The following is a 20,409-nucleotide window of genomic DNA, read 5'->3' on the forward strand; positions in this document are numbered from 1 at the left end:
CTAGAGATGACAAGTCGGAGATTGCGACTGCGTGACGAACGACGAAGTCGCAGCTTTGATCAAATTCCCATGTTTGCTGACGATATAAAAGGCAAAGTCGCCGCGCTGGATTTTTTCGTCATGCTAAAAAACAGCTGTTTTTCAACAGAATCGACCGGGGTGCGACTTTCGGCGAGCGCGTCATTTCGACCAGAGCAGAGATGCGAATGCGACCGTGGTGGCGAGCCAGGCCGGGGCGCAGGCACACCCGCCCGCGGTGCGATACTTGTCCAATGGTCACCGCAACTTTCCGGTTCTACGAAGAGCTGAACGACTTCCTTCCGCCTGCATTGCGCCAACGGGAGTTCGAACGGGCCTGTGCGCGCGCCGCGACGGTCAAGCACATGATGGAAGCGCTCGGCGTCCCGCATACCGAGGTCGAACTGATCCTCATCAATGGGGAATCGGCCGGCTTCGACCGCCTCCTGCGCGAAGGCGATCGCGTCGCCGTCTATCCGACCTTCGAGGCATTCGACGTCACGCCCCTGCTGCACCTGCGCGACCATCCGCTGCGCGTGACGCGCTTTGTCGCGGATGTGCATCTTGGCGGGCTCGCACACCTGCTGCGCATGACCGGCTTCGATACGCTATTCGACACCGGCTTCGAGGACAGCGCGATCGCAGCCATCGCCGCCCGCGATCACCGCATCGTACTCACGCGCGATTGCGAATTGCTCAAGCGCCGCGAGATCACGCACGGCTGTTTTGTGCATGCGCGCAAGTCCGCGCTGCAGCTCCGCGAGATCTTCGCGCGGCTCGACCTCGCGCGCAGTGCGCGGCCTTTCACTTTATGCGTACACTGCAACGCGCTGCTGCATGGCATCGACAAATCACTGGTGCAGCAACGCGTGCCAGCGCCAGTATTCGACTGCTACGAGCGGTTCGCCAACTGCGATGTCTGCGGACGGATCTTCTGGGAAGGCTGGCATCGGCAGCGCATGCTTGCCTTGCTCGACGGCCTCGTCCCGAGCTAATGCACCCTTGCCGACCTTCAAGCGGTTTCGGAATCCGGGCACGGCGACGAAAGGAAAATCGTCACACGAAAGTCATCTGAAAAAAGTTTCTTCCCACATATTGATCATTGAGCAGAGAGCGCATTAAGATGGTCGCCCGCGCGTGCGGCACGCAGTCAACACCGCAGTCGACACAGACGTCCGCACCTGCAATCCGTCAGCTGAATTGGCTCACGGCACAAATCAAGTTCCCAGCGAATGAAGCGCAGTTCGATCGGAGTCCGATCGATACCGTCCTGAAAGCCCGATCAGATTTCCGCAATCGAAAGGAGTCTTCCGTGACTGACTCGTGGACGGGGATTATCGTGGGTTCGTTTGGGCTGGTCGTCGCTGCGGTGCTCGTCGCTGGCCACTATCGTCGTGAATGGGCGCGGCAGCGGCAGCTTAGGCGAATGGATCATCGGCACTGTTGGGACGTGATGCGAAACCGTCACTGATGACGCTTGGCCAGTGAGCGTGGGCGATCAATCGAGGGTAACAGGTACGCCTTTCGCTCTGCCTGCGCTTCACTGCCCTACGCGTCAGGTTGCTCGTTGAGCGGGGCCATAGGCCCCGTCGCTGCGTGCATGGGAGTATGCCGACCATCTCATCGTTCCGACGCGCCGGTTAGACACCGCAGCAACCAACGGCTTTTCGGCCATTGCGGCCAGTCGCAGTTCATCGTGCTCACGGCGAAACGAATGGCCGCTTTCGAGCGAAGCATCGGGCCGAAGTCGACCGAGGGTGTGTGGAAACCTCCTCAGACCCGCAACAGGGCGCGCAGCATTCACGCCGCCGCGCGCGTTTAATCGTTTCTGCGGCCAATGCGGCGACAAAACGCACCGTTAGACGGCTCTGACGCCTTCTAACAGGCTGTTCTGGGTGTGCTTTAGCACCTTGGGATGCTCACGCACCCACCAGCCGCATCGCCTTCATCGTCTTCTTAAAGCCCAGGATTCTCAGCACTCGCATGAGATTGTAGGCAAGTACGTTCAGGCTCATCTCGGTACCTACGTTGGGCAACCTTCGTGTCAGGAAGTGCGTGTAGCCCATCCAGTGCTTGAACGTTCCGAAGACATGTTCGACGGTTCGCCTGCGCACTGTCATCGCATCGGGCGTCTTGTCCAGCCGACGTTGGACTGCTTCCAGCACCGACTCATGCTCCCATCGACTTATCCGTCGTTCGCCGCTTGGCGTGCACTGTGACTTTATTTTGCATTGCGAACAGGCGCTGCTCCAGTATCGGTGTAGCTGCATCCCGTGTTCCTCGCTGGTGTAACGGTAAATTGCCCGTTCTCCAGCTGGACATTGGTATTCGTCGTCCCGCGCAATGTAGATGAAGTCTGCCTTGTCGAATCGGCCATGGTATTTCGCACCTGATGTTGTCGGCTTCGGCAGCATGACAGCAATCCCCGCATCGGCACACTCCTTGATCTGAGGCCCACTGTAGTAGCCACGATCGGCGACTGCCCGCAGTCTGGTCTTACCCATCGCGTCGCGCGCAGCTTTTGCCATGGGGCTAAGCTGCGCCCGGTCACTGCCAGAGTTTGTGACCTCGTGAGCCACGATGAGGTGGTGTTTGGCATCAACTGCCACCTGTACGTTGTAGCCCACCATTCCTGAGCCCTTGCCGCTCGTCGCCATGGAGCGTGCATCGGGATCGGTCGTCGAGAGTTGCCCGTCAGGCTCAGTCTTGAGTTGCTCCTTGATCTGCTCGAGCTTTTGCATCTGTTCGCGCAAGCGCGCGATCTTGTCCTGCAGTCGAGTCGTCTTTGCTTCAAGCTCAGGGGGTTGTGTGCGATCGGCAGTCTCCAGCGCGTTCAGATAACGCTCGATGCTCTGCTCGATCCGCTTCTGGCGCTTGTCGACCTTACCCTCTGTGAAGTTGCGATCGCGCGTATTGACTGCCTTGAACTTGCTGCCGTCAATGGCTGTTGTTTCTCGAAAAAGCTGTCCAAATTCTCATGAAATTGTCCATCCGTAGGCCGGGACCGGCATTGCGAAGGCACATCAGGCCAAGACTGTGTTTGCGCCACCGTCGCATGCATGTTCCGGACCGGCGGCCAGGTCGCGCCGAGAAGTCGCCCCCTTTCCATGCTGAGTTGGGCCGTGATGCGGTTATGGTGGTTGCACGAACAGCAGTACGCCGGATTCGTGGGCGAGAGAAAGGCGGTCCGCCTTCGACGCGACCGGCCTTCTCATTTGGACGAGGTGCTTTCGAAAAAGCTCTGAGGTTCGACTTTGATGGAATACACGATCGACCGAAGTCGACCCCGAGAGGACAGCCGTCTTCTGCAAGTCAAAGTCCGTATTTGCTTGACAGGCGGCCGCTCATCGTAACGAGATTAATAACAGGTCATCTTCGAGAAAAGCGTCAGCTTCCCTCGGTCCCCTTCTTCAACAACGACTCGGGCCGCCCGCTACTCAAGCGTCGAAGGCATTGACCGGGCCAATGAAGTCCATTTTTCCAACGTCGACTCCATTCGTGCGCAAAATCGCGTAAACCATTGCTATATGGAAGTAGACATTCGGAATCACGATCTGCAGCAAATAGTTTTCTCCAGTCAGCTTGCCTGGCACCCAGGACACTTTTACGATTTGATTAGCTGCTTCGGCGTACCGGTCTACCGCCACGCTTTGAACGAAGTCGATCGTCTTGCGAATGCGCACACGCGCTTCGTCAAGCGTTTGCTCATTGTCTTCATGTCGTGGTGGCTGCTGTCCTGAAAGCCAAGCGGCCCCGCCCTTCAAATAATCGCAAGCGCTTTGTATCTGATAGAGCAACCCTCCCATGTCGGGAGCGAGGCGCGTCGACAACAGAATGGCAACATCGAACTTCTTCGCATTCGCGCAGCGCTCCGCCTTGTCGAGATAAGTCTCGATTGCTCTTACTGCTTGCGCGCATTGCGCAATAGCCTGTGCATACATCGGCGTCTCCAGGGAAATGTGTTTCGGTTAACTAACGCTACGACATGACACCGTGAAAGATCGGCTCTGGGTCAACGCGCGGCGAAAGACGCTTGTTCTCAATCATGGATTTTCCTTTGACACGCGTCCTTCCCGATCCAATCAGCGCGAATCCGAGTGCGATCAGAAAGCTTTCGATTATCTTTCAGTTTTGTTTTGCAACGAGGCCGGCCAAATCGATTTCGTAGCGGTGCGCTTCCCATGCTGTGTGTGCGCCTGAGATTCCAGATCTTGCGTGGCCGCTTCCCATACAATACTTCGACCTGACCTTACGCGAGCAAATGCGTTGGACCGACTAGAAGCCATGGAAATGTTGCTAACCGCAGTGGACAGAGGAAGCCTGTCGGCGGCAGCTCGCGAACTGAAAATTCCGGTCAGCACGCTTACTCGCAAGGTCGCCGATCTCGAGGAGGTGCTTGGAACCCGGCTGCTGATACGAACCACGCGAAAGCTGACATTGACCGATGCAGGCATGTCATACGTCGCGGCTGCGCGTCGCATCCTTGACCTCGTGCGTGAACAGGAGCGCGAAGCCACGGGTGAGTTTGCGACTGCAAGAGGAGAACTGGTTGTTACTGCACCTGTGCAGCTTGGTCGCCTGCATGTTTTACCTGTCATCAATCAGTTCCTGGCACAGTACCCGGACATTACGGTTCGACTCCTTCTCTCCGACCGAAACATCGACCTCATTGATTCGCATGCCGATCTCGCGGTGCGAATCGGAGAGCTCCCCGACAGCAATATGATCGCCACGCGCATCGGTTCATTGCGGCCGATCGTCTGCGCGAGCCCGGCCTTCGTCGCCAAACACCCGCCCCCGCGCGAACCCGACGACCTCGTGAAGTATTCATGCGTGGTCTTCAATAGCCCCTATCTGTCGCCGTGGCGATTCCGTCTTCCCACGAGCAATAAGATTTATATGCTCGAAGTGAAGCCACGGCTCGAGGTCACGTCGCCCGACGCCGCAGTCAGTGCCGCAGTGGACAACGCAGGCATCACCTTCGTCTTCGAACACGATGCCGATGAAGCGATTCGGAACGGACAACTCGAGATACTCCTGCCACAGTTTGAGATTGAACCAGTACCAGTCCATCTGGTTCACGTGTCCAGAAATCTCATGCCCATAAAACTGCGGCATTTCATCGACTTTGCGGCTCCTAAACTCAGGGAATCACTATCCCGATTCGGCAAGCAAACGCAGGCCTAGCATTTTTTCGCGTCCCTAAGCATGCCGTCATGTTCGGACCACGCGCTTGCTGCTGTCGACCCATGGCCGATAAGTCGTCGGAGCTCACGCCTCCTCGGTCTGATCACCCAGTACCCGGTCGTTCCGGTTCTCTATGACGGCCCGCGTCGTTTTCGTCGCGCCCGGACCGGCAGCAAATCGAACGTCCTGGTACATCAGCGGCTGGCCGCTCGTTGTGCGAACCTCAACGACCTCTACGGGGCGCCCACTCGCATGCTCCACCAATTCGATCGGCGGCTTGCCATTTGTCGCAAGCCACTTGTCCCCCCATTGCATGAGCGAGACCAGCACCGGGTATAAGTCCGCCCCTTTTGAGGTCAAACGATAACCGAAAGTATTCGCACGTTCCGCGATTGGGAAGCGTTCGAGAATGTCCAGTTCGATCAAGCGCTCAAGCCGTGTCGCAAGGATATTGCGGGCAATACCAAGCCCGCTCTGAAATTCGTCGAAGCGACTGCTGCCTTGCGTGCACTCGCGAACAATCAGCAGCGTCCACCATTCGCCAACCTCGTCGAGGGCCCGAGCGATCGAACAGTTCATCCCGTTGAAGCGTTTTCTGTACATGATGAAACGCATCCTAGCTCAAGTTTTATCACGCAACTTAACCATTCTGTGGGGAACAGCTTCCCGGTTTCGGCCAGTAGCGTGACGCAACGGCGTTACCTATAGTTGCGTCACGAAACTTGGTCGGCAGATCTTCGCGGGGAAGTTGCCTCGGATCCCTGCCGCATCGCGGATTACCCATGCCGTCTTCATATGAGACAGCATAGATCGGTTACTTAACGGGCGAGCTGAGAAAACCTCATCTTCGTACAATCTATCAACATACTTAGGAATGCCATGAATAATGAAATTGAGCAAGCCGAGGTGGGAGCCGCCGCTCCGGAAAGCCCGGCGAAACACGGTCCCGTTCGATGGGTCGGTAAAGGTCTTGCTGCCGTTGTGATCGTCGCCGTGGCTGCGACGGCGTTCCACATGCACTGGTCAAGTGCCGCCCCCGTTGCCGCACCGCCGCCTCCGTCTGTCACGGTTAGCGCGCCATTGCAGCGCGATATTGAAGGTCGGCTCGGGTTCCTCGGCCAGTTCTCGGCCGTCAACCGTGTCGATTTGCGTGCACAAGTCGGCGGCACGCTCACGAAAATCCACTTCAAGGACGGCGACATCGTCCATAAAGGTGATCTGCTCTTCGAGATCGATCCGGAACCGTATCAGATCAAGTTGAGCGAAGCGACGGCGGAACTTGAATCCGCGAATGCGCGACTGGCGCTCGCAACACGGGAGCTTGCCCGCGGGCAGGAACTACAACGCTCGGAAGCAGGAACCGCCGAGAACGTCGACCAGAAAATGGCCGAACAACGCGTAGCGCAAGCGGCCGTGGACAACGCCAATGCGCTGGTTCGCGATGCCAGGTTTGACCTGGATCGCTGCAAAATCACGGCGCCGTTTACAGGCCGCATTGGCACACACCTCGTCTCGACCGGCAACCTGGTGTCCGGCAGCCGCGCCGGCAGCGGCCCGACGACGCTGCTCGCGACCATCGTCTCGCTCGATCCGATCTATCTGGACTTCGACATCAGCGAAAACGACTACGCCGCTTTCCAGCGTTCCCGTGAAAACCAGAAAGGGCCGTTGGAAGACACGGTGAATATTTCGCCAACAGGCGACGGTGGATTTGCGCGCACCGGTACGCTCAATTTCATCGACAACACGCTCGATCGTTCGAGCGGGACCATCCATGCGCGCGCAACGATTCCCAATAGCGATCTGTCGTTGACGCCTGGCGGCTTTGCCCGCGTCCGGTTGGCAACGACGGCACCGCAACCGGCGTTGCTCGTCCCCGATGCCGCTGTGCTCGACGATCAAACAGACCACATGGTGTACGTCGTCGGCGAAGACAACGTGGCCATGCCCAGGAAGGTGGAGATCGGCGATCTTCGCGGCGGCCTGCGAGTGATCCGATCAGGACTTGCCTCGACCGACCGGATCGTTATTGACGGCATTCCATCTGTGCGTCCTGGTTCGAAGATTTCCCCCCGCACAGGAATGATCCAGTTCTCAGCAGAGCAAGGTGACGAAGGAGCAAAATCATGAAACTGACTCACTTCTTTATCGAGCACCCGCGCTTTGCTGCGGTGCTCAACATATTTGTCGTTCTCATCGGCCTGGCAACCATGGTGTCGTTGCCAGTGGCTCAGTATCCGAACATTGTTCCCACGACCATCCAGATCACGGCCTCGTATCCCGGTGCGTCGGCCGATACCATTGCGCGCACGGTTGCAACGCCTCTTGAGCAGTCTATCAATGGCGTTGAGAACATGGATTACATCTCGAGCCAGTCGACCGGTAACGGTCAGTTGACGATCACTGTGATCTTCAAGGTTGGGACGAATCCAGACACGGCGCTCCTGCTGACACGCAGCCGTGTGGAAGACACGCTCTCGCGCCTGCCAAACGAAGTGCAATTGCAGGGGGTCCAGGTCAAGAAAACCATTCAGGCTCTCCTGCTCGGCGTTCATGTCTATTCGCCCGACGGTTCCCGCAGTCCCGAGTACCTGTCGAACTACATGCTCAAGGTTCGCGATCAGATCGCGCGCTTGCCGGGCGTGTCGGACTTCCAGTTGTTCGGCGAGCGGCAGTACGCGATGCGAATCTGGATCGATCCCGACAAAGCTGCTTCGCACAACATCAGCGCGGGCGAAATACTGGCTGCGCTTCGTGCGCAGAATGCCGCCGTGTCCGCAGGCGTGCTCAACCAGCCCCCTGTCTCCAACAATGGCACGGGTGCCTACCAGATCAACGTCGACGCGCTTGGCCGCCTCACCACGCCCGAACAATTTGGCGACATCGTCGTGAAGTCGGATTCGCTGGGACGCGTCACGCGTATTCGCGATATTGGTCGTGTTGAGCTCGGCTCCGTAGACTACGGTTCGAAGGCTTATGCCGACAGGTATGCGGCAACGCCGTGGTTCGTCATTGCCACGCCTGATGCGAACGTGGTGCAAGTCGAGCATGACGTCTGGGCCAAAATGGCCGAGTTGAAGAAAAGCTTCCCGCCCGGCATCGACTACATCAAGATCTATGACCCGACTACATTCGTATCCCAGTCGATCCACGAAGTAGCCAAGACTATCGTCATCGCCATTCTGCTGGTGGTGGGTGTGGTCTATCTGTTCCTGCAGAACTGGCGCGCCACTATCATTCCGGTTGTAGCCATCCCGGTGTCGCTGGTCGGAACGTTCACTGTCCTATCCTTGTTTGGCGCGTCGATCAATAACCTCTCATTGTTCGGACTGGTCCTGGCCGTGGGGATTGTCGTGGACGATGCAATCGTGGTTGTCGAGAATGTCGAACGAAACATGGCGCTCGGTATGTCGCCACGAGAGGCCGCTCATCAAACGATGAACGAAGTGTCGACTGCCATTATTGCGATCGCGCTCACGTTGTGCGCGGTGTTCGGGCCCACCGCATTGATGTCCGGCATCTCCGGTCTGTTCTTCAAGCAGTTCGCGATCACGATCGCCGCCTCCACAGTCATCTCGTGCTTCGTCTCCCTGACGCTGAGCCCGGCTCTGTGTGCGGCGCTTCTCAAGCCTCACGAGATGGAGAAATCTCACGGCGGTTCGACTACGCTGGGCCGCTTGCATCATGCAGTTTTTGGCCGGTTCAACGCGTCGTTCGAATGGCTGTCGTCCAGGTACGGGAAAATGACCAGCCGATTCGTTCGTGCGACGACCGTCATGCTGATCGTCTATACCGGCTTGATTGCTGCGACTGCGTTGCAGATGTCGAGAATGCCCACGGGTTTCATTCCGGATCAGGACATCGGTTATCAGGCCGTTATCGCGTTCCTTCCCCCGGGGTCCAGTCTTGAACGCACCGACAAGGTGATTCGCGAGATCAACGACATCGTGCTCGATACCCCCGGACTCAAAGGCGTTACCCACACGTCACCCGTGTCGGGCTTTGACGTGACGACCGGCACGATCGCACCCAACGTGGGGACGCTTTTCTACGGGCTGCCTTCGCTGTATGGCAAACATGTCCCTGGCGTCAATGCAGCGTCGACGCTGGTCAAACTCCGTAAGCGTGTTGCCGATGTCAAGGATGCGGTGGTCGTCGTGATCAATCCGCCGCCCGTGCAGGGGCTGGGATCCGCGGGTGGCTTCAAGCTGATGCTTGAAGACCGTGGTGGATTAGGGCCACAGGCGCTCGCCAACGCCGCGCAAGCACTCGTGGCTGCAGCCAACAAGGACAAGACGTTCGGCGGTGTGTTCACGCTCTATAACGCTGGCGCGCCGTCGGTATATGCGGATATCGACCGACTCAAAGCAGAAAAGATCGGTCTCACTCCAACAGACGTGTTTTCCACCATAGAGCTCTATCTTGGCTCGCAATACGTGAATGACTTCAACTTCATGGGACGTGCGTATCAAGTGCGTGTCCAGGGCGACGAGGCATTCCGGCGGACACCGGATGACATTGGAAGACTCAAGGTACGCAATGCAACGGGCGACATGGTGCCGATCAGCAGTGTGGCAACGTTCAAGAACACCACGCAGCCGTATCGTGTGCCGCGCTACAACATGTATCCGGCAGCGGAAATAATGGGCGCGGCCGGCCCTGGCTTCTCATCGGGTGACGCCATTGAACGCATGGAACAGCTCGCCGATCAGGTCCTTCCGAACGGCATCACGTACGAGTGGACAGATCTCGCTCACCAGCAAAAAGAGCAGACCATGTCGCCCCTCGTGATCTTCGCCGCTTCGGCGCTGTTCGTGTTCCTCGTGCTTGCTGCGCAGTATGAAAGCTGGAAGACACCGCTCGCGATCGTGCTGATCGTTCCCATGTGCCTGCTCGCAGCGGCGATCGGTCTGAACGTGCGAGGCATGCCGATCGACATTCTTGCGCAGATTGGCTTTGTGGTGCTCGTTGGACTCGCCGCGAAGAACGCGATTCTCATTGTCGAGTTCGCAAAGCAGCGGCAGGAGGAAGACGGAGTCAATGCGGAGGACGCCGCCACACACGCGGCACACGTGCGGTTGCGGCCTATTCTGATGACGTCGTTCGCCTTTATCGCGGGCGTGGCGCCACTCGCCATTGCCAGCGGCGCCGGCTCGGAAATGCGGCAGTCACTCGGCACCACCGTGTTTTTCGGCATGCTCGGGGTGACCATCTTCGGGCTCGCTTTCACCCCGGCGTTTTACGCCTTCGTTCGCAAGCTCGGCATCAAGGACACACCTGCCTTGCCCCGGCAACTCGGCAGTGGAGAAGCGAAATGAACACCCTCATATCCAGAACATCGAAAGCGATCATGGGTAGCCTAATCGTCGGCGCATTCCTAGCGGGCTGTGCCGTCGGGCCGGATTATGTTGCGCCCGACATTGAGATGACATCGTTCCACAACGCGAAGATAGTCGCTGACCGGCAAACCACTCTGCCGGCCCCGACCCTCGATAGCTGGTGGACCGGGTTCAATGATCCGGAGCTGGTCAAGGTGGTGCAACGGGCGCTGGGTCAAAACCTGAGTCTTGAGGCTGCGATCGCACGCGTCGCCCAGTCGCGCGCCGCGGCTCAGGCGGCCGGTGCTCAGTTGCTTCCAACGGTCGATGCCAATGCATCGTATTCGGCAGAACATCAGAGCGTGCATAGCCCCCTTGGCGCCCTTGCGAGCGCGTTTCCCAATTACAGTCGCGATCAGAAGGAGTACGTCGCGGGTGCAACCGCAAGCTGGGAAATCGATCTGGCCGGCGGCCTGAGACGCGCACACGCGGCTGCCACAGACGAAGAGGAGGCGGCCGAGGCCGCCCAACTTGGAACGCGCGTGACGGTCGCGGGCGACGCTGCCGACGCCTACCTGCAAATCAGGGGATTGCAGGCGGAGATGGCAGTCACCCAGGACCAGGTGGATACCGACGCCCATCTGCTTGAACTCGTGAAAGCGCGCAAACAAGCCGGAGCGGCTGACGAACGCGAGGTGGCTCAGGCGGAAGCGTTGTTGCGTCAGGCACGAGCAACCCTTCCGACCTTGCGCGTGGCGCTCGAAGCACAATTGAATCGGCTCGATGTTTTGATGGGCGCGCAACCAGGAACCTATGCGGCAGAACTCGGCGCTAACGCCGGCGTGATACCGGACGTGCCTGCCATCGGCAGCGGGGATCAACCAGTCGATGTCCTGCGGCGTCGCCCTGACATCATTGCTGCCGAGCGCCATCTGGCGGCCTCTAACGAAGCAATCGGCGTGGCGCTTGCCGACTACTATCCGAAGATTTCACTCACCGGCGCACTGGGATTCGACAGCATCACCGGCAGTCACTTCTTGAGTGCTAAGTCGTTCCAACCAGTCGGGACAGGAGCCCTGCAGTGGCGTCTGTTTGATTTCGGCAAGGTGGACGCCGAGGTCAAAAATGCGCGCGGGTCGTATGCGGAAGCACTGGCGCAGTATCGAGAGGCCGCGCTCAAAGCGACCGAAGACGTGGAAGACGCCTTCATGACGCTTTCGCAAACGGAGGTTCGTGCGCAGGAAATTCAACAGGAGGTCGACTCCTTGACGAAGGCGCGAGATCTTTCGGAGAAAGCGTATCGCGCGGGTTCGATCACGCTGACCGATGTGCTTGACGCCGATCGACAACTTCTTGAGTCGCGCGACGATCTCGATGCAACGAAGGCAGACGCGGCTCGCGCCGCAGTGAGAACCTTCCGTTCGCTGGGAGGGGGATGGGATGCCCCTCGGCAGCAGGTCGCCCAGACCAACTGACTCGATCGGGCGAGGTGATACGACCTATCCGGTTTCTGGGGAACAGCTTCCCACTTCCGGTCAGTAGTGGGACCTGCCCGGCTTCTCTATAGTTTCGTCAAGCAACTGCACTCGCAGTCCTCAAGGAGAGATCGACATGGATCGCCGCCTTCTAACACTCGCACTGGGTATGTTCGCGCTCGGCACTGATAGCTTTGTCTTCGCGGGCATCCTGCCTGAAATCGCTCATTCGTTTGGCGTGAGCATTGGGGCTGCTGGCCAGCTGATTAGCGTGTATGCCCTGAGCTATGCGTTGCTTGGCCCGACCATCGCAGCGCTCGCTGCGAACATTGCACGAAAGCGTCTGCTGCTCAGCGGCATTGGACTGTTTGTGATTGCCAATCTCGGCACTATCGTGGCTCCGAGCCTCGGCATTGCATTGGCTACCCGGGCTTTCGCGGGTCTGGGTGCCGCCATGTTCTCACCGACGGCCAGCGGAACTGGCGCGTCGCTGGTACCACCAGAGCGTCGTGGGTATGCTTTGTCGATCATCGTAGCGGGTTTGACGACCGCTACCGCGCTGGGCTCGCCTATTGGTGCCGTGATTGGCGGGCTCGCAAGCTGGCACTGGACGTTGGTGCTTGTCGCCATGCTCGGCACAGCCGCATTCGCCGGTATCCTGGCGTTCTTGCCTGAGGTGCCGCTGCCGCCAGCCGTCTCGCTCAGCAAGCGCCTGTCTCCACTCACCGATTCCCGCGTCGGACTCACGCTCGCCACGACCGTGCTTGCTCAGATTGGCACCTTCATCATCTTCAGCTACTTCGCCGTCGTGTTTGACCGTGCTACTGGCCACAACGCCCTGGTGCTGGGTGGACTGCTTGTGTTATGGGGTCTGGCGGGAACCTGCTGGAATCTGTTGACGGGACGCATTCTCGACAGGATCGATTCACACAAGGTCGTCCGTTTCAAGCTTGGTATTGTCGCAGTCATCATGCTCACCTTGCCGATCACTGGCGCACACCTTTGGAGCGCGGCGATCGCGGTCACGATCTGGGGGGCGTGCGCATGGGGTGTGCTGGTACCGCAACAGTTCCGCCTCGCGAGCCTTAATCCGCCGATGACCGCGGTGCTGGTCGGCCTGAATACTTCGGCGACCTATGTTGGCGTGGCCATCGCTGGCGCGCTAGGTGCTGCCGTGATCCCGGTCATCGGCAGCCACAGCCTGGGCTACCTCGCAAGCATTCCCGTGGTCATCGCGATCCTCGTCTCCGAGCTCGCGACGCGGCGGATCGAATCGTTCGAAAATACGGCAAAAAACGTCGTAGTGGCTTGAGTTTTCCAGTGCGCTTGCACGTCCCGCCCATTCCAGATACGAGGAAAAAGCAATGTCTAACGTAAGCACATTCCATCAGTTACATGACAACACATCACCGCTGCGCTTGCCGAATGTCTGGGATGCCGGCAGTGCCCGTCTCGTCGAGGCGTTGGGGGCCCAGGCGATCGCCACGACAAGCGCGGGCTTTGCATGGGCGCTGGGTTATCCAGACGGGCGCATTCTCCCTTTCGACGAGGTCGTCGGCTCTGTTCGGCGTATCGTCCGCGTTCTGAACGTGCCCTTGTCGGTCGACATCGAGAATGGCTATTCTGATGACCCCAAGACCGTTGCGGACCATGTCATGCGACTGGTGGATCTTGGTATCGCCGGCATCAATATTGAAGACGGCTCAGACGCAGCATCGCTTCTCGCCTTGAAGATCGAGGCGATCAAGGATGCCGTGGTGAGATCCGGTTCGGACGTCTTCGTCAACGCACGCAGCGACGTGTTTCTTGCAAGCCTGGTTGAACAATCGATGCAGCCGAAAGAGTCGATTGCTCGTGGCAAGCTGTATGCATCGGCCGGTGCGGATGGTCTTTTCCTGCCGGCTCTTGTTCACCCATCCGATATTGAGACCATTGTCGGCGCAACCCGTCTGCCTCTTAACGTCATGGCGGTTCCGGGACTCGCCGATGCGGTGGCCCTCGGGAAGCAAGGCGTTCGTCGACTCAGTGCTGGCAGCGGCATCTCGCAGGTCGTGCTCGGCAAAGCAAAGACCATCGCACGAGACTTTCTGGAGAGCGGTCGTTCTGAATCGATCAATGACCGGCCGTTGCCATATTCCGAGATTCAGGGTCTTTTCGCAGGACTGAGGAACCCGTGAGAGGCGGGGCTGTTTCGAACCTTCGATTGCTGCTGGAATGCCAATTTATGCGGTGATCGATACACGAATTTATTTAAACATGCCGACGTTCGCTCAGAACAGTCGGTATCGATTGACACACCATGGAGGTTGTAATGATGCTTAATGGCAAACGCGCTCTGGTCACAGGGGCAAGCAGGGGTATCGGCGCTGCAATCGCGAAGGCTTTAGCGGCTGCTGGCGCAGATGTGGCGATCACCTATGAGAAGTCGGCCGAACAGGCGGCCGGCGTTGTGAAGGCGATCGAAGCGCAAGGCCGGCGCAGTTTTGCAATCCAAGCCGATAGCGCAAGTGCATCGGAGGTTCAAGCCTCGGTGCAGAAGGCTGTGGAAGCACTGGGTGGGCTCGATATCCTGGTGAACAACGCCGGCATTCTTCGGATGGGCGATGTAAAGGATATTTCCATCGAAGACATCGACGCGATGCTTCACGTCAACGTGCGTGCGCCGATCGTGGCCTCAAAAGCCGCGATTCCCCATCTCAAGACAGGGGGACGGATTATTTCAATAGGCAGTTACTTTGCCAATCGCGTCCCGGCCTCGGTGCTCGGCGTATACGCTGGCTCAAAGTCCGCTCTCGTCGCATTCACCCAAGGCCTGGCGAGAGAACTCGGCACACAAGGGATTACGGTAAATCTCGTCCAACCTGGTTCCATCAACACAGACATGAACCCGGTGGAAGGTCCGTTCGCATCGACGTTGAAATCGCTGACGGCCACAGGGGATTACGGCAAAGGCGAAGACATCGCGCAAGCAGTGGTCTTCCTTGCAAGCGCCAATGCCAGTTACGTCAGCGGCGCCACGCTTACCGTTGATGGCGGCGCCAACGCTTAAAGCGAAACACCGGCGTCGGAGTGGGCGGGATTCGTGGGAGTAGAGTTTCGTACTCGAAAACGTGTGCTGCAAGCGTAAGAGAGATATCACGGCCGAAAAAACCGCTGTGTTGCTCGTCACGTAGCCAGCAGCTCAATATCGTCTTTATCGAATCTCAATTCAGGAGCAAACCGCTCTACATCGAAAAATGTCTAACTTCCCGGCATTTGAGTAGCCTTGGAATGTCGACGTTGCAATTAGAGCGATCGCGTCCACTCGACAACCACGTCGGCCGTCAAGCTATCAAACGGGCCATGCGCCCATTGACTCTTCTGGTGTGCCTGCGAGTTCCGCTCGGTCGACCCATATCGCTCCTGAATGGCCATCCCTTAAAGGTCTGATAAGAGCGACTGAGCGGTCGTAGGCAGGCGAGTCATGAGCGGCTTCTCATGGCCGAACCCGGGCCGACGTTGAATGTTAAGGATTGTAGGACGCCTGCCCTAAACAGCCGGCCTGCAAGCGCGCCGGGAAGCCGGCGGGCAGGCGTCCTACAATCCTTAACACACGCAGCCCCACGCGACTGGAGCAACACGGGCCGATCGCAACGTCCGGCCAGTCCAACTATTTCGCGTCTCGAATCCGGCGAATCTCACGAATTCGGTTCAGGCGTCGTCTGCGGCGTGACCGAATTCGTGAGCAAGCCGTTGATTAATATGGATGTCTGGTCTCAACAATTCGGTTCCCACGCAGCAGCGGTCCCGAGCGCCTCGAGAAACGGCCACGGAAAAATCGCCTGCGAGTGGCCGTCGCTGAAGATGAGTTGCACGCCGTACACCATCGAATGAATGTCGACAACTTCGACGTCTCCCTGAGCGCTTCGCATCATGCGTGGCGCTCGCTGCCGCGTTTATCTGGATCTGCTGATTGTCAACCGGGCCGAGTGAACAACGGCGTGAGGCACGATCGTCCGGCGATCAAGGCGGCGCCGCCCGCACTTCGCGCGCCATTGATGATGTCGCCCCCGCGCGACATGTCAGGCTCCTGTGCTTTGAGCCTGGCAAACGGGGCATCACTCAGAACCTCAGGCGCAGTCCTGCTCCCAGGCTACTGCCCGAGGACATATCGGTGATTCTGTCGTACCGATATGCGGCGTAGACGTCGGTGCGTTTTGATAGCGGATAGTCGTAACCGAGCGCCGCAGTCGACCACCGGATATTGGCCCCATCCGCAGGACGCCGTCGCGTGCCGGCCCACGACACCAGCATGCTCCCCACCCCCAACTGCACGCTCGCACCCAGCTGGATCGTGTCGTCGGTCACATGGCTATTGTTATCGACCCGCTCATATTGAGCGTAGATTTTTACTGCTGCCAGGCGATACGCGCTGCCGACCAGCCAGGTCGTCTGAGTGGTCGCTCCGTTCAGTAGCAGCGCCGCTGTGTGAAGACTCTGTACGGCCGCCGTCGCCGAGAACGGCCCAGCGAAATACAGCACGTTCGCACTGTAGTTCGCCTGTCCTGCGTGCCCCGCGACACCGGCGTTGCTGTAGAGGAGACTGCCTGACAGACCACCGAGCTGCGGGGTCTGGTAAAGCAGCGAATCGTCCAGTGCGGTGTCGCTCTGCACCGAGGCGACGCCCATGGCCGAATCCAGATAGCTATGGAGCACGATTGGCGAAAACACGAACGAATTGCCGAAGGGATTGAACAGCAATGTCGATACGAACAGCGGCGCCGTGTTGCGCCCGAGCGTCACTTCCCCGAAATCGCCGCTCAGGCCAACGAACGCGTTGCGTCCAAAGAACGACTGGCTGTCGAACGAACCCGACTTGCCGCTGGCGACGCGAAAAAAATCCTCGAGCGTAAAAATGGCCTTGAGGCCGTTGCCCAAATCCTCGGTGCCCGAGAGCCCCCAGTACGATGTGGTCATTCCGCCCGAACCCACCTCCCACGCGTTGCCCTTGGCGCCAGCTGCACGCACCTCGCCCGCAAACGCGTCGGCCAGCCCATATAGCGTCACGGACGACTGCGCACGGGCCATGCCACTCAATACGCACAGCGTCACCACCACCGCGAGCTTGCTGCGAATTCCCCACTGCCTGTCGTGCATATTTTTCCCCTTTTTCTTCGTGAATATTGTTTCCCTTTACTCCCTGAGCCTTGCCAGAAGCGGCTCTCAACCAGGCTCCACGCGTGCCATCGGCCGCCCTCGATCGGCCAGTGCGACTGCGATCACGATCTCGTGCGAAGCGGGTGCGTCTGCCACCGAGAGCGAGACCGTGTCGAAATGGTCGAAGCTCCACATGTCGGCGACCCCGTGCAGCGGAATGTCAACGCAAGCGCCAGGCGCGCCGCGCTTGGTGACCGATGGCATGATCGTGCTGGCTGTTGGCAGACACGCCCGCACGGCTTTGCCCAGGCGCGGATGAAGCAGCGCCGCGCCACACTCGAGCGCCACGTTCGTTCCAAGCAGCGCCGCCTTGCCATAGCTCTGGATGTCAGCCGGCGCAGTGCCCAGTGCCGCTATCGCGCGCCGAGTGAGCAGCGAGCCCAGTTCTGCGCCCAGTTCATACAGTGGTTCGAGGACCGCTTCTGCCTGCACGTCTTCGACGTTAAGGACCGCCGCTGCGACCACCTGCCGGTGGGGTGGCGTAACGGCTACGCCGAGCTCCGCGCAGCGCTCGACCACGTAGATCACCAACCTGGATATCTGCGTCATGACGCGTCCCCCTGCGGCTTCGCGCTCTCCGCGAGGTCTCGCACGAGCGGCGGTGCGGGAAACGGACCACGTGCAGCTTCGTAGGCGCGCGCCGCGCGCAGTACCAGCGCATCCGCTCCTCTCGCGCCGATGATCTGCAGGCCCACTGGCAGCCCCTCGTGCGTCAGTCCGCATGGCACGCTTGCGGCTGGCTGGCCGGTCTGGTTACACCAGGAAGTGAGCGGCGGCGCCATGAGCAGTGCCTCGGGCAAGCCGGGCACCTCGGGCGGTCCCACGTGGAAAACCGGCGTCGCCAACAGGTCGTATTCTTCGAAAAAACCGGCCATCTCCTGCGCGAGCGTATGCCGTGCGGCCAGCGCGTCGACGAACGCCGCGGTGCTCACGCGCTCGCCTGCTGCTGCAAGCTCGCGCAGGTCCGGGTCCAACTGGGTCCGCTGCACGATATTCATGGCCCGCACACGCTGCGCGAAGAGCACGGCCCACTGGATCGAATGCATCCTGCTCTCCACATAACCGGCAAGCGGGCGTACCTTGACTTCTTCGACATGCGCGCCCAGCACTTCGAGCAGCCACGTCGCCTTTCCCACGCAGGCAGCAATGGAAGGATCGACACGCACACCCGCCGGTTGGGGACTAAATGCGATGCGCAGTCCCGCGATGCTCTCGGCAAGACCTATCCGGTAATCCCGCCCGCCGTCAACTCCCGCAAACCGGTCGGCATCCGTCGGACCAGCCATCACACCCACCATCAGTGCTGCATCCTCGACGCACCGCGCGATGGGCCCAAGCGTAGACAATGCTGCAAACGAGCTGGCTGGTCCCTCAGGAACCAGACCGAAGGACGGTTTGAATCCCACCACGCCGCTCCAGCATGCGGGAATGCGGATCGAGCCGCCCCCATCGGTCGCCAGCGACAGCGGCCCCATCCCGAGAGCGACTGCCACCGCAGAGCCGCCGCTACTTCCGCCCGGGGAGCGGCGCGTATCCCAGGGGTTTCGCGTCACGCCGCTAAGCGGACTGTCCGTCACGATCTTGTTGCCGAATTCGGAAGTCGTGGTCTTGCCAAACAGGATTGCGCCGGCCTGTCGCAGGTGCGCGACTGCCGGCGCGTCGAAGTCCTCGGCATCAGCGCTCGCGGTGAACGACCCGTACCGGGTCGGCATGCCGCGCACGGCAACGAGATCCTTGACCGAGACGGGCACGCCATCGAGCACACCGCACGGTGAGCGTCTCGCCCAGCGATCTTCTGCTTCACGGGCTGCTGTCAATGCACCTTCCTCATCGATCCCGCACAGGCAATTCACGCGGGGGTCTATACGCGTTACCTGATCGAGGACCGCACACATGACCTCAACCGGAGACAAGGCAAGACGACGGAAACCCGCAACCAGCTCGCTGACGCTTAGCATTCCGATATCGTTCATATCGCAGTCCTTAGTTTTCAGAAAAATCGACCCTCGAGGAATGATCTGTTTGAGCCGCCTCGGCTAGCTTTGGCAGACTGGTACGATCTGCCCGGCCGAATCGAGAAGCTCAAATCGGTTGTCTGCCCTGGCCCGTGCGACACGGGTCTCGCACAGCACATGAGCGCCATCGCGGCTCACACCTGTCGTCCCGCGCGGCAGTGCGATCGAGACGCCGGGAAGCGCTGCCTTTACGCGCTCCGACTCAACGCTGCCTGACAGGCGCACTGCCTGCGCAAAGAGCCGGATGCCGGCATAGGTGTTTTCGCCATGCGGCAGGACCACCGCGTATGGCCCCAGACGGGGCACATGGGCATTCGCGTAGTGAGCGGTGTAGCGCTGGAGAAAATCGCGGTTGGCAGCGTTGTCGATGCTCATGAAATATGAGGACACACCGATCGTGCCAGTCGAGGCGCCTTCGGTCGCGATGCACAGCGACTCGTGCGCGATGTCGCTCACGAGTTGCGGCTTCATCGCAAACGACCGGTACTGCTTGACGAAGGTCACCGGATCATCACCGATGCTGTGCCATACAATCTGCGGGCCCAGGCTGGCAATGCGCTGCAGCACAGCGCCGTAGTCGCGCGTGCCGAACGGAAACCAGCTCACATCAAGGACCTTGCCACCGTGACGCCCGACCGATGCTTGAATTTCAGGCACCAGAACCTGGCGGTTGCTGCCAATATCCGACACCACCACGCATACCGTCTGGCCGACTTCGCGCATGAGCCACTCGATCGTGGGCTCAATGCGCTGGTTCACCGCGAGACCGGTGCTCAACAGTTGCGCATGGCAGCGCCCCTCGTCAAAGTTCGGGTAGACAACCAGCCGCTGTGCAGCACTCGCCGCCTGCAGGGCCGCCTCGCGCTCCGAAGGCAGCACCATGCCGGTGATCATGGCCACCTCGTCGCGCATGAAAAGCTGCCGTGCCTTGTCGAGCGCCACGGCCGTCGACATCTGCGTGTCCTCGACCCGCAGTTCGAGCGACCGGCCAAGCAGGCCGCCGGCTGCGTTGATTTCATCAAGCGCGAGCGCGGCGCAACTGCGGTTGGCTTCGCCCACCCGCGTGAGCGGTCCACTGAGCGGAGCGAGCAGTCCGATCCTGAGCGGCGTCGCGGCCCGCGCAGGGTATGTGAGGCCTGGCATGCCAATGGCGCCGGCTGCGCCCAGCGCAAGTCTGTGTACGAAGGTACGGCGGTTCAA

General features: G+C 59.6%; 16 protein-coding genes and 1 pseudogene. 9 read left to right on the top strand and 8 right to left on the bottom strand.

The features are described from left to right. The coding region (locus tag EOS_RS48590) for a hypothetical protein (RefSeq protein WP_235443123.1) at positions 1–309 on the top strand (309 nt) is incomplete at its 5' end. Further along, positions 273–1,013, top strand: coding sequence for a Mut7-C RNAse domain-containing protein (locus EOS_RS40590; protein WP_047897883.1), 741 nt, complete (start codon positions 273–275; stop codon positions 1,011–1,013). The genes EOS_RS48590 and EOS_RS40590, both read left to right, overlap by 37 nt. A 924-nt stretch (positions 1,014–1,937) precedes the next feature. Here EOS_RS40590 and EOS_RS40600 read toward each other — a convergent pair. After that, positions 1,938–2,981: pseudogene (locus EOS_RS40600) on the bottom strand (IS1182 family transposase); the annotation flags it as partial. Positions 2,982–3,455: 474 nt separating this feature from the next. Further along, positions 3,456–3,959 carry a DUF1993 domain-containing protein gene (locus EOS_RS40605; protein WP_047897885.1) on the bottom strand — a complete coding sequence of 168 codons (504 nt, stop codon included), beginning with the start codon at positions 3,957–3,959 and terminating at the stop codon, positions 3,456–3,458. A 343-nt stretch (positions 3,960–4,302) separates the two neighbouring features. On the opposite strand from EOS_RS40605, the gene EOS_RS40610 reads away from it, so the two are divergent. Further along, on the top strand, positions 4,303–5,205 hold the full coding sequence (locus tag EOS_RS40610) for a LysR family transcriptional regulator (protein ID WP_268760401.1): 903 nt from the start codon (positions 4,303–4,305) through the stop codon (positions 5,203–5,205). 84 nt (positions 5,206–5,289) lie between these two features. On the opposite strand, the gene EOS_RS40615 is transcribed toward EOS_RS40610, so the two are convergent. Then, on the bottom strand, positions 5,290–5,820 hold the full coding sequence (locus EOS_RS40615) for a winged helix-turn-helix transcriptional regulator (RefSeq protein WP_326972980.1): 531 nt from the start codon (positions 5,818–5,820) through the stop codon (positions 5,290–5,292). A 264-nt stretch (positions 5,821–6,084) separates the two neighbouring features. Here EOS_RS40615 and EOS_RS40620 point away from each other — a divergent pair, with 264 nt between their 5' ends. The 6 genes from EOS_RS40620 (at position 6,085) to EOS_RS40645 (ending at position 15,047) form a co-directional block, all read left to right on the top strand. Next, positions 6,085–7,335 (top strand): efflux RND transporter periplasmic adaptor subunit, encoded by a 1,251-nt coding sequence (locus EOS_RS40620; protein WP_047897887.1) that lies wholly within the window; start codon positions 6,085–6,087, stop codon positions 7,333–7,335. Next, a complete protein-coding gene (locus EOS_RS40625) occupies positions 7,332–10,523 on the top strand; it encodes an efflux RND transporter permease subunit (RefSeq protein ID WP_047897888.1) in 3,192 nt (1,063 codons plus the stop codon). The genes EOS_RS40620 and EOS_RS40625 overlap by 4 nt, the downstream gene beginning before the upstream one ends. Beyond that, on the top strand, positions 10,520–11,998 hold the full coding sequence (locus tag EOS_RS40630; protein WP_047897889.1) for an efflux transporter outer membrane subunit: 1,479 nt from the start codon (positions 10,520–10,522) through the stop codon (positions 11,996–11,998). Before EOS_RS40625 ends, EOS_RS40630 begins: the two co-directional genes overlap by 4 nt. Positions 11,999–12,134: 136 nt before the next feature. Next, positions 12,135–13,310: an MFS transporter gene (locus EOS_RS40635; protein WP_047897890.1), complete on the top strand. Its 1,176-nt coding sequence runs from the start codon at positions 12,135–12,137 to the stop codon at positions 13,308–13,310. A 52-nt stretch (positions 13,311–13,362) separates the two neighbouring features. Continuing rightward, positions 13,363–14,175, top strand: coding sequence for an isocitrate lyase/PEP mutase family protein (locus EOS_RS40640; protein ID WP_047897891.1), 813 nt, complete (start codon positions 13,363–13,365; stop codon positions 14,173–14,175). A 134-nt stretch (positions 14,176–14,309) separates the two neighbouring features. Continuing rightward, a complete protein-coding gene (locus EOS_RS40645; protein WP_047897892.1) occupies positions 14,310–15,047 on the top strand; it encodes an SDR family oxidoreductase in 738 nt (245 codons plus the stop codon). A 706-nt stretch (positions 15,048–15,753) separates the two neighbouring features. On the opposite strand, the gene EOS_RS45340 is transcribed toward EOS_RS40645, so the two are convergent. The 5 genes from EOS_RS45340 to EOS_RS40665 all read right to left on the bottom strand — a co-directional run bounded on the left by EOS_RS45340 (position 15,754) and on the right by EOS_RS40665 (position 20,409). After that, positions 15,754–15,912 carry a gamma-butyrobetaine hydroxylase-like domain-containing protein gene (locus tag EOS_RS45340; RefSeq protein ID WP_082163719.1) on the bottom strand — a complete coding sequence of 53 codons (159 nt, stop codon included), beginning with the start codon at positions 15,910–15,912 and terminating at the stop codon, positions 15,754–15,756. A gap of 187 nt (positions 15,913–16,099) precedes the next feature. Continuing rightward, entirely contained in the window at positions 16,100–17,134 is a 1,035-nt protein-coding gene (locus EOS_RS40650) for a porin (protein WP_047897893.1), read from the bottom strand. Positions 17,135–17,200: 66 nt separating this feature from the next. After that, the gene (locus tag EOS_RS40655) at positions 17,201–17,743 is read right to left on the bottom strand and encodes an amino acid synthesis family protein (RefSeq protein WP_047897894.1); all 543 of its coding nucleotides are present in this window, start codon (positions 17,741–17,743) and stop codon (positions 17,201–17,203) included. Further along, a complete protein-coding gene (locus EOS_RS40660) occupies positions 17,740–19,167 on the bottom strand; it encodes an amidase family protein (RefSeq protein ID WP_047897895.1) in 1,428 nt (475 codons plus the stop codon). The genes EOS_RS40655 and EOS_RS40660 overlap by 4 nt, the downstream gene beginning before the upstream one ends. Before the next feature lie 63 nt (positions 19,168–19,230). Continuing rightward, a complete protein-coding gene (locus EOS_RS40665) occupies positions 19,231–20,409 on the bottom strand; it encodes an ABC transporter substrate-binding protein (protein WP_047897919.1) in 1,179 nt (392 codons plus the stop codon).

This window comes from Caballeronia mineralivorans PML1(12), from assembly GCF_001028175.1.
Taxonomy (GTDB): Bacteria; Pseudomonadota; Gammaproteobacteria; order Burkholderiales; family Burkholderiaceae; genus Caballeronia; species Caballeronia mineralivorans.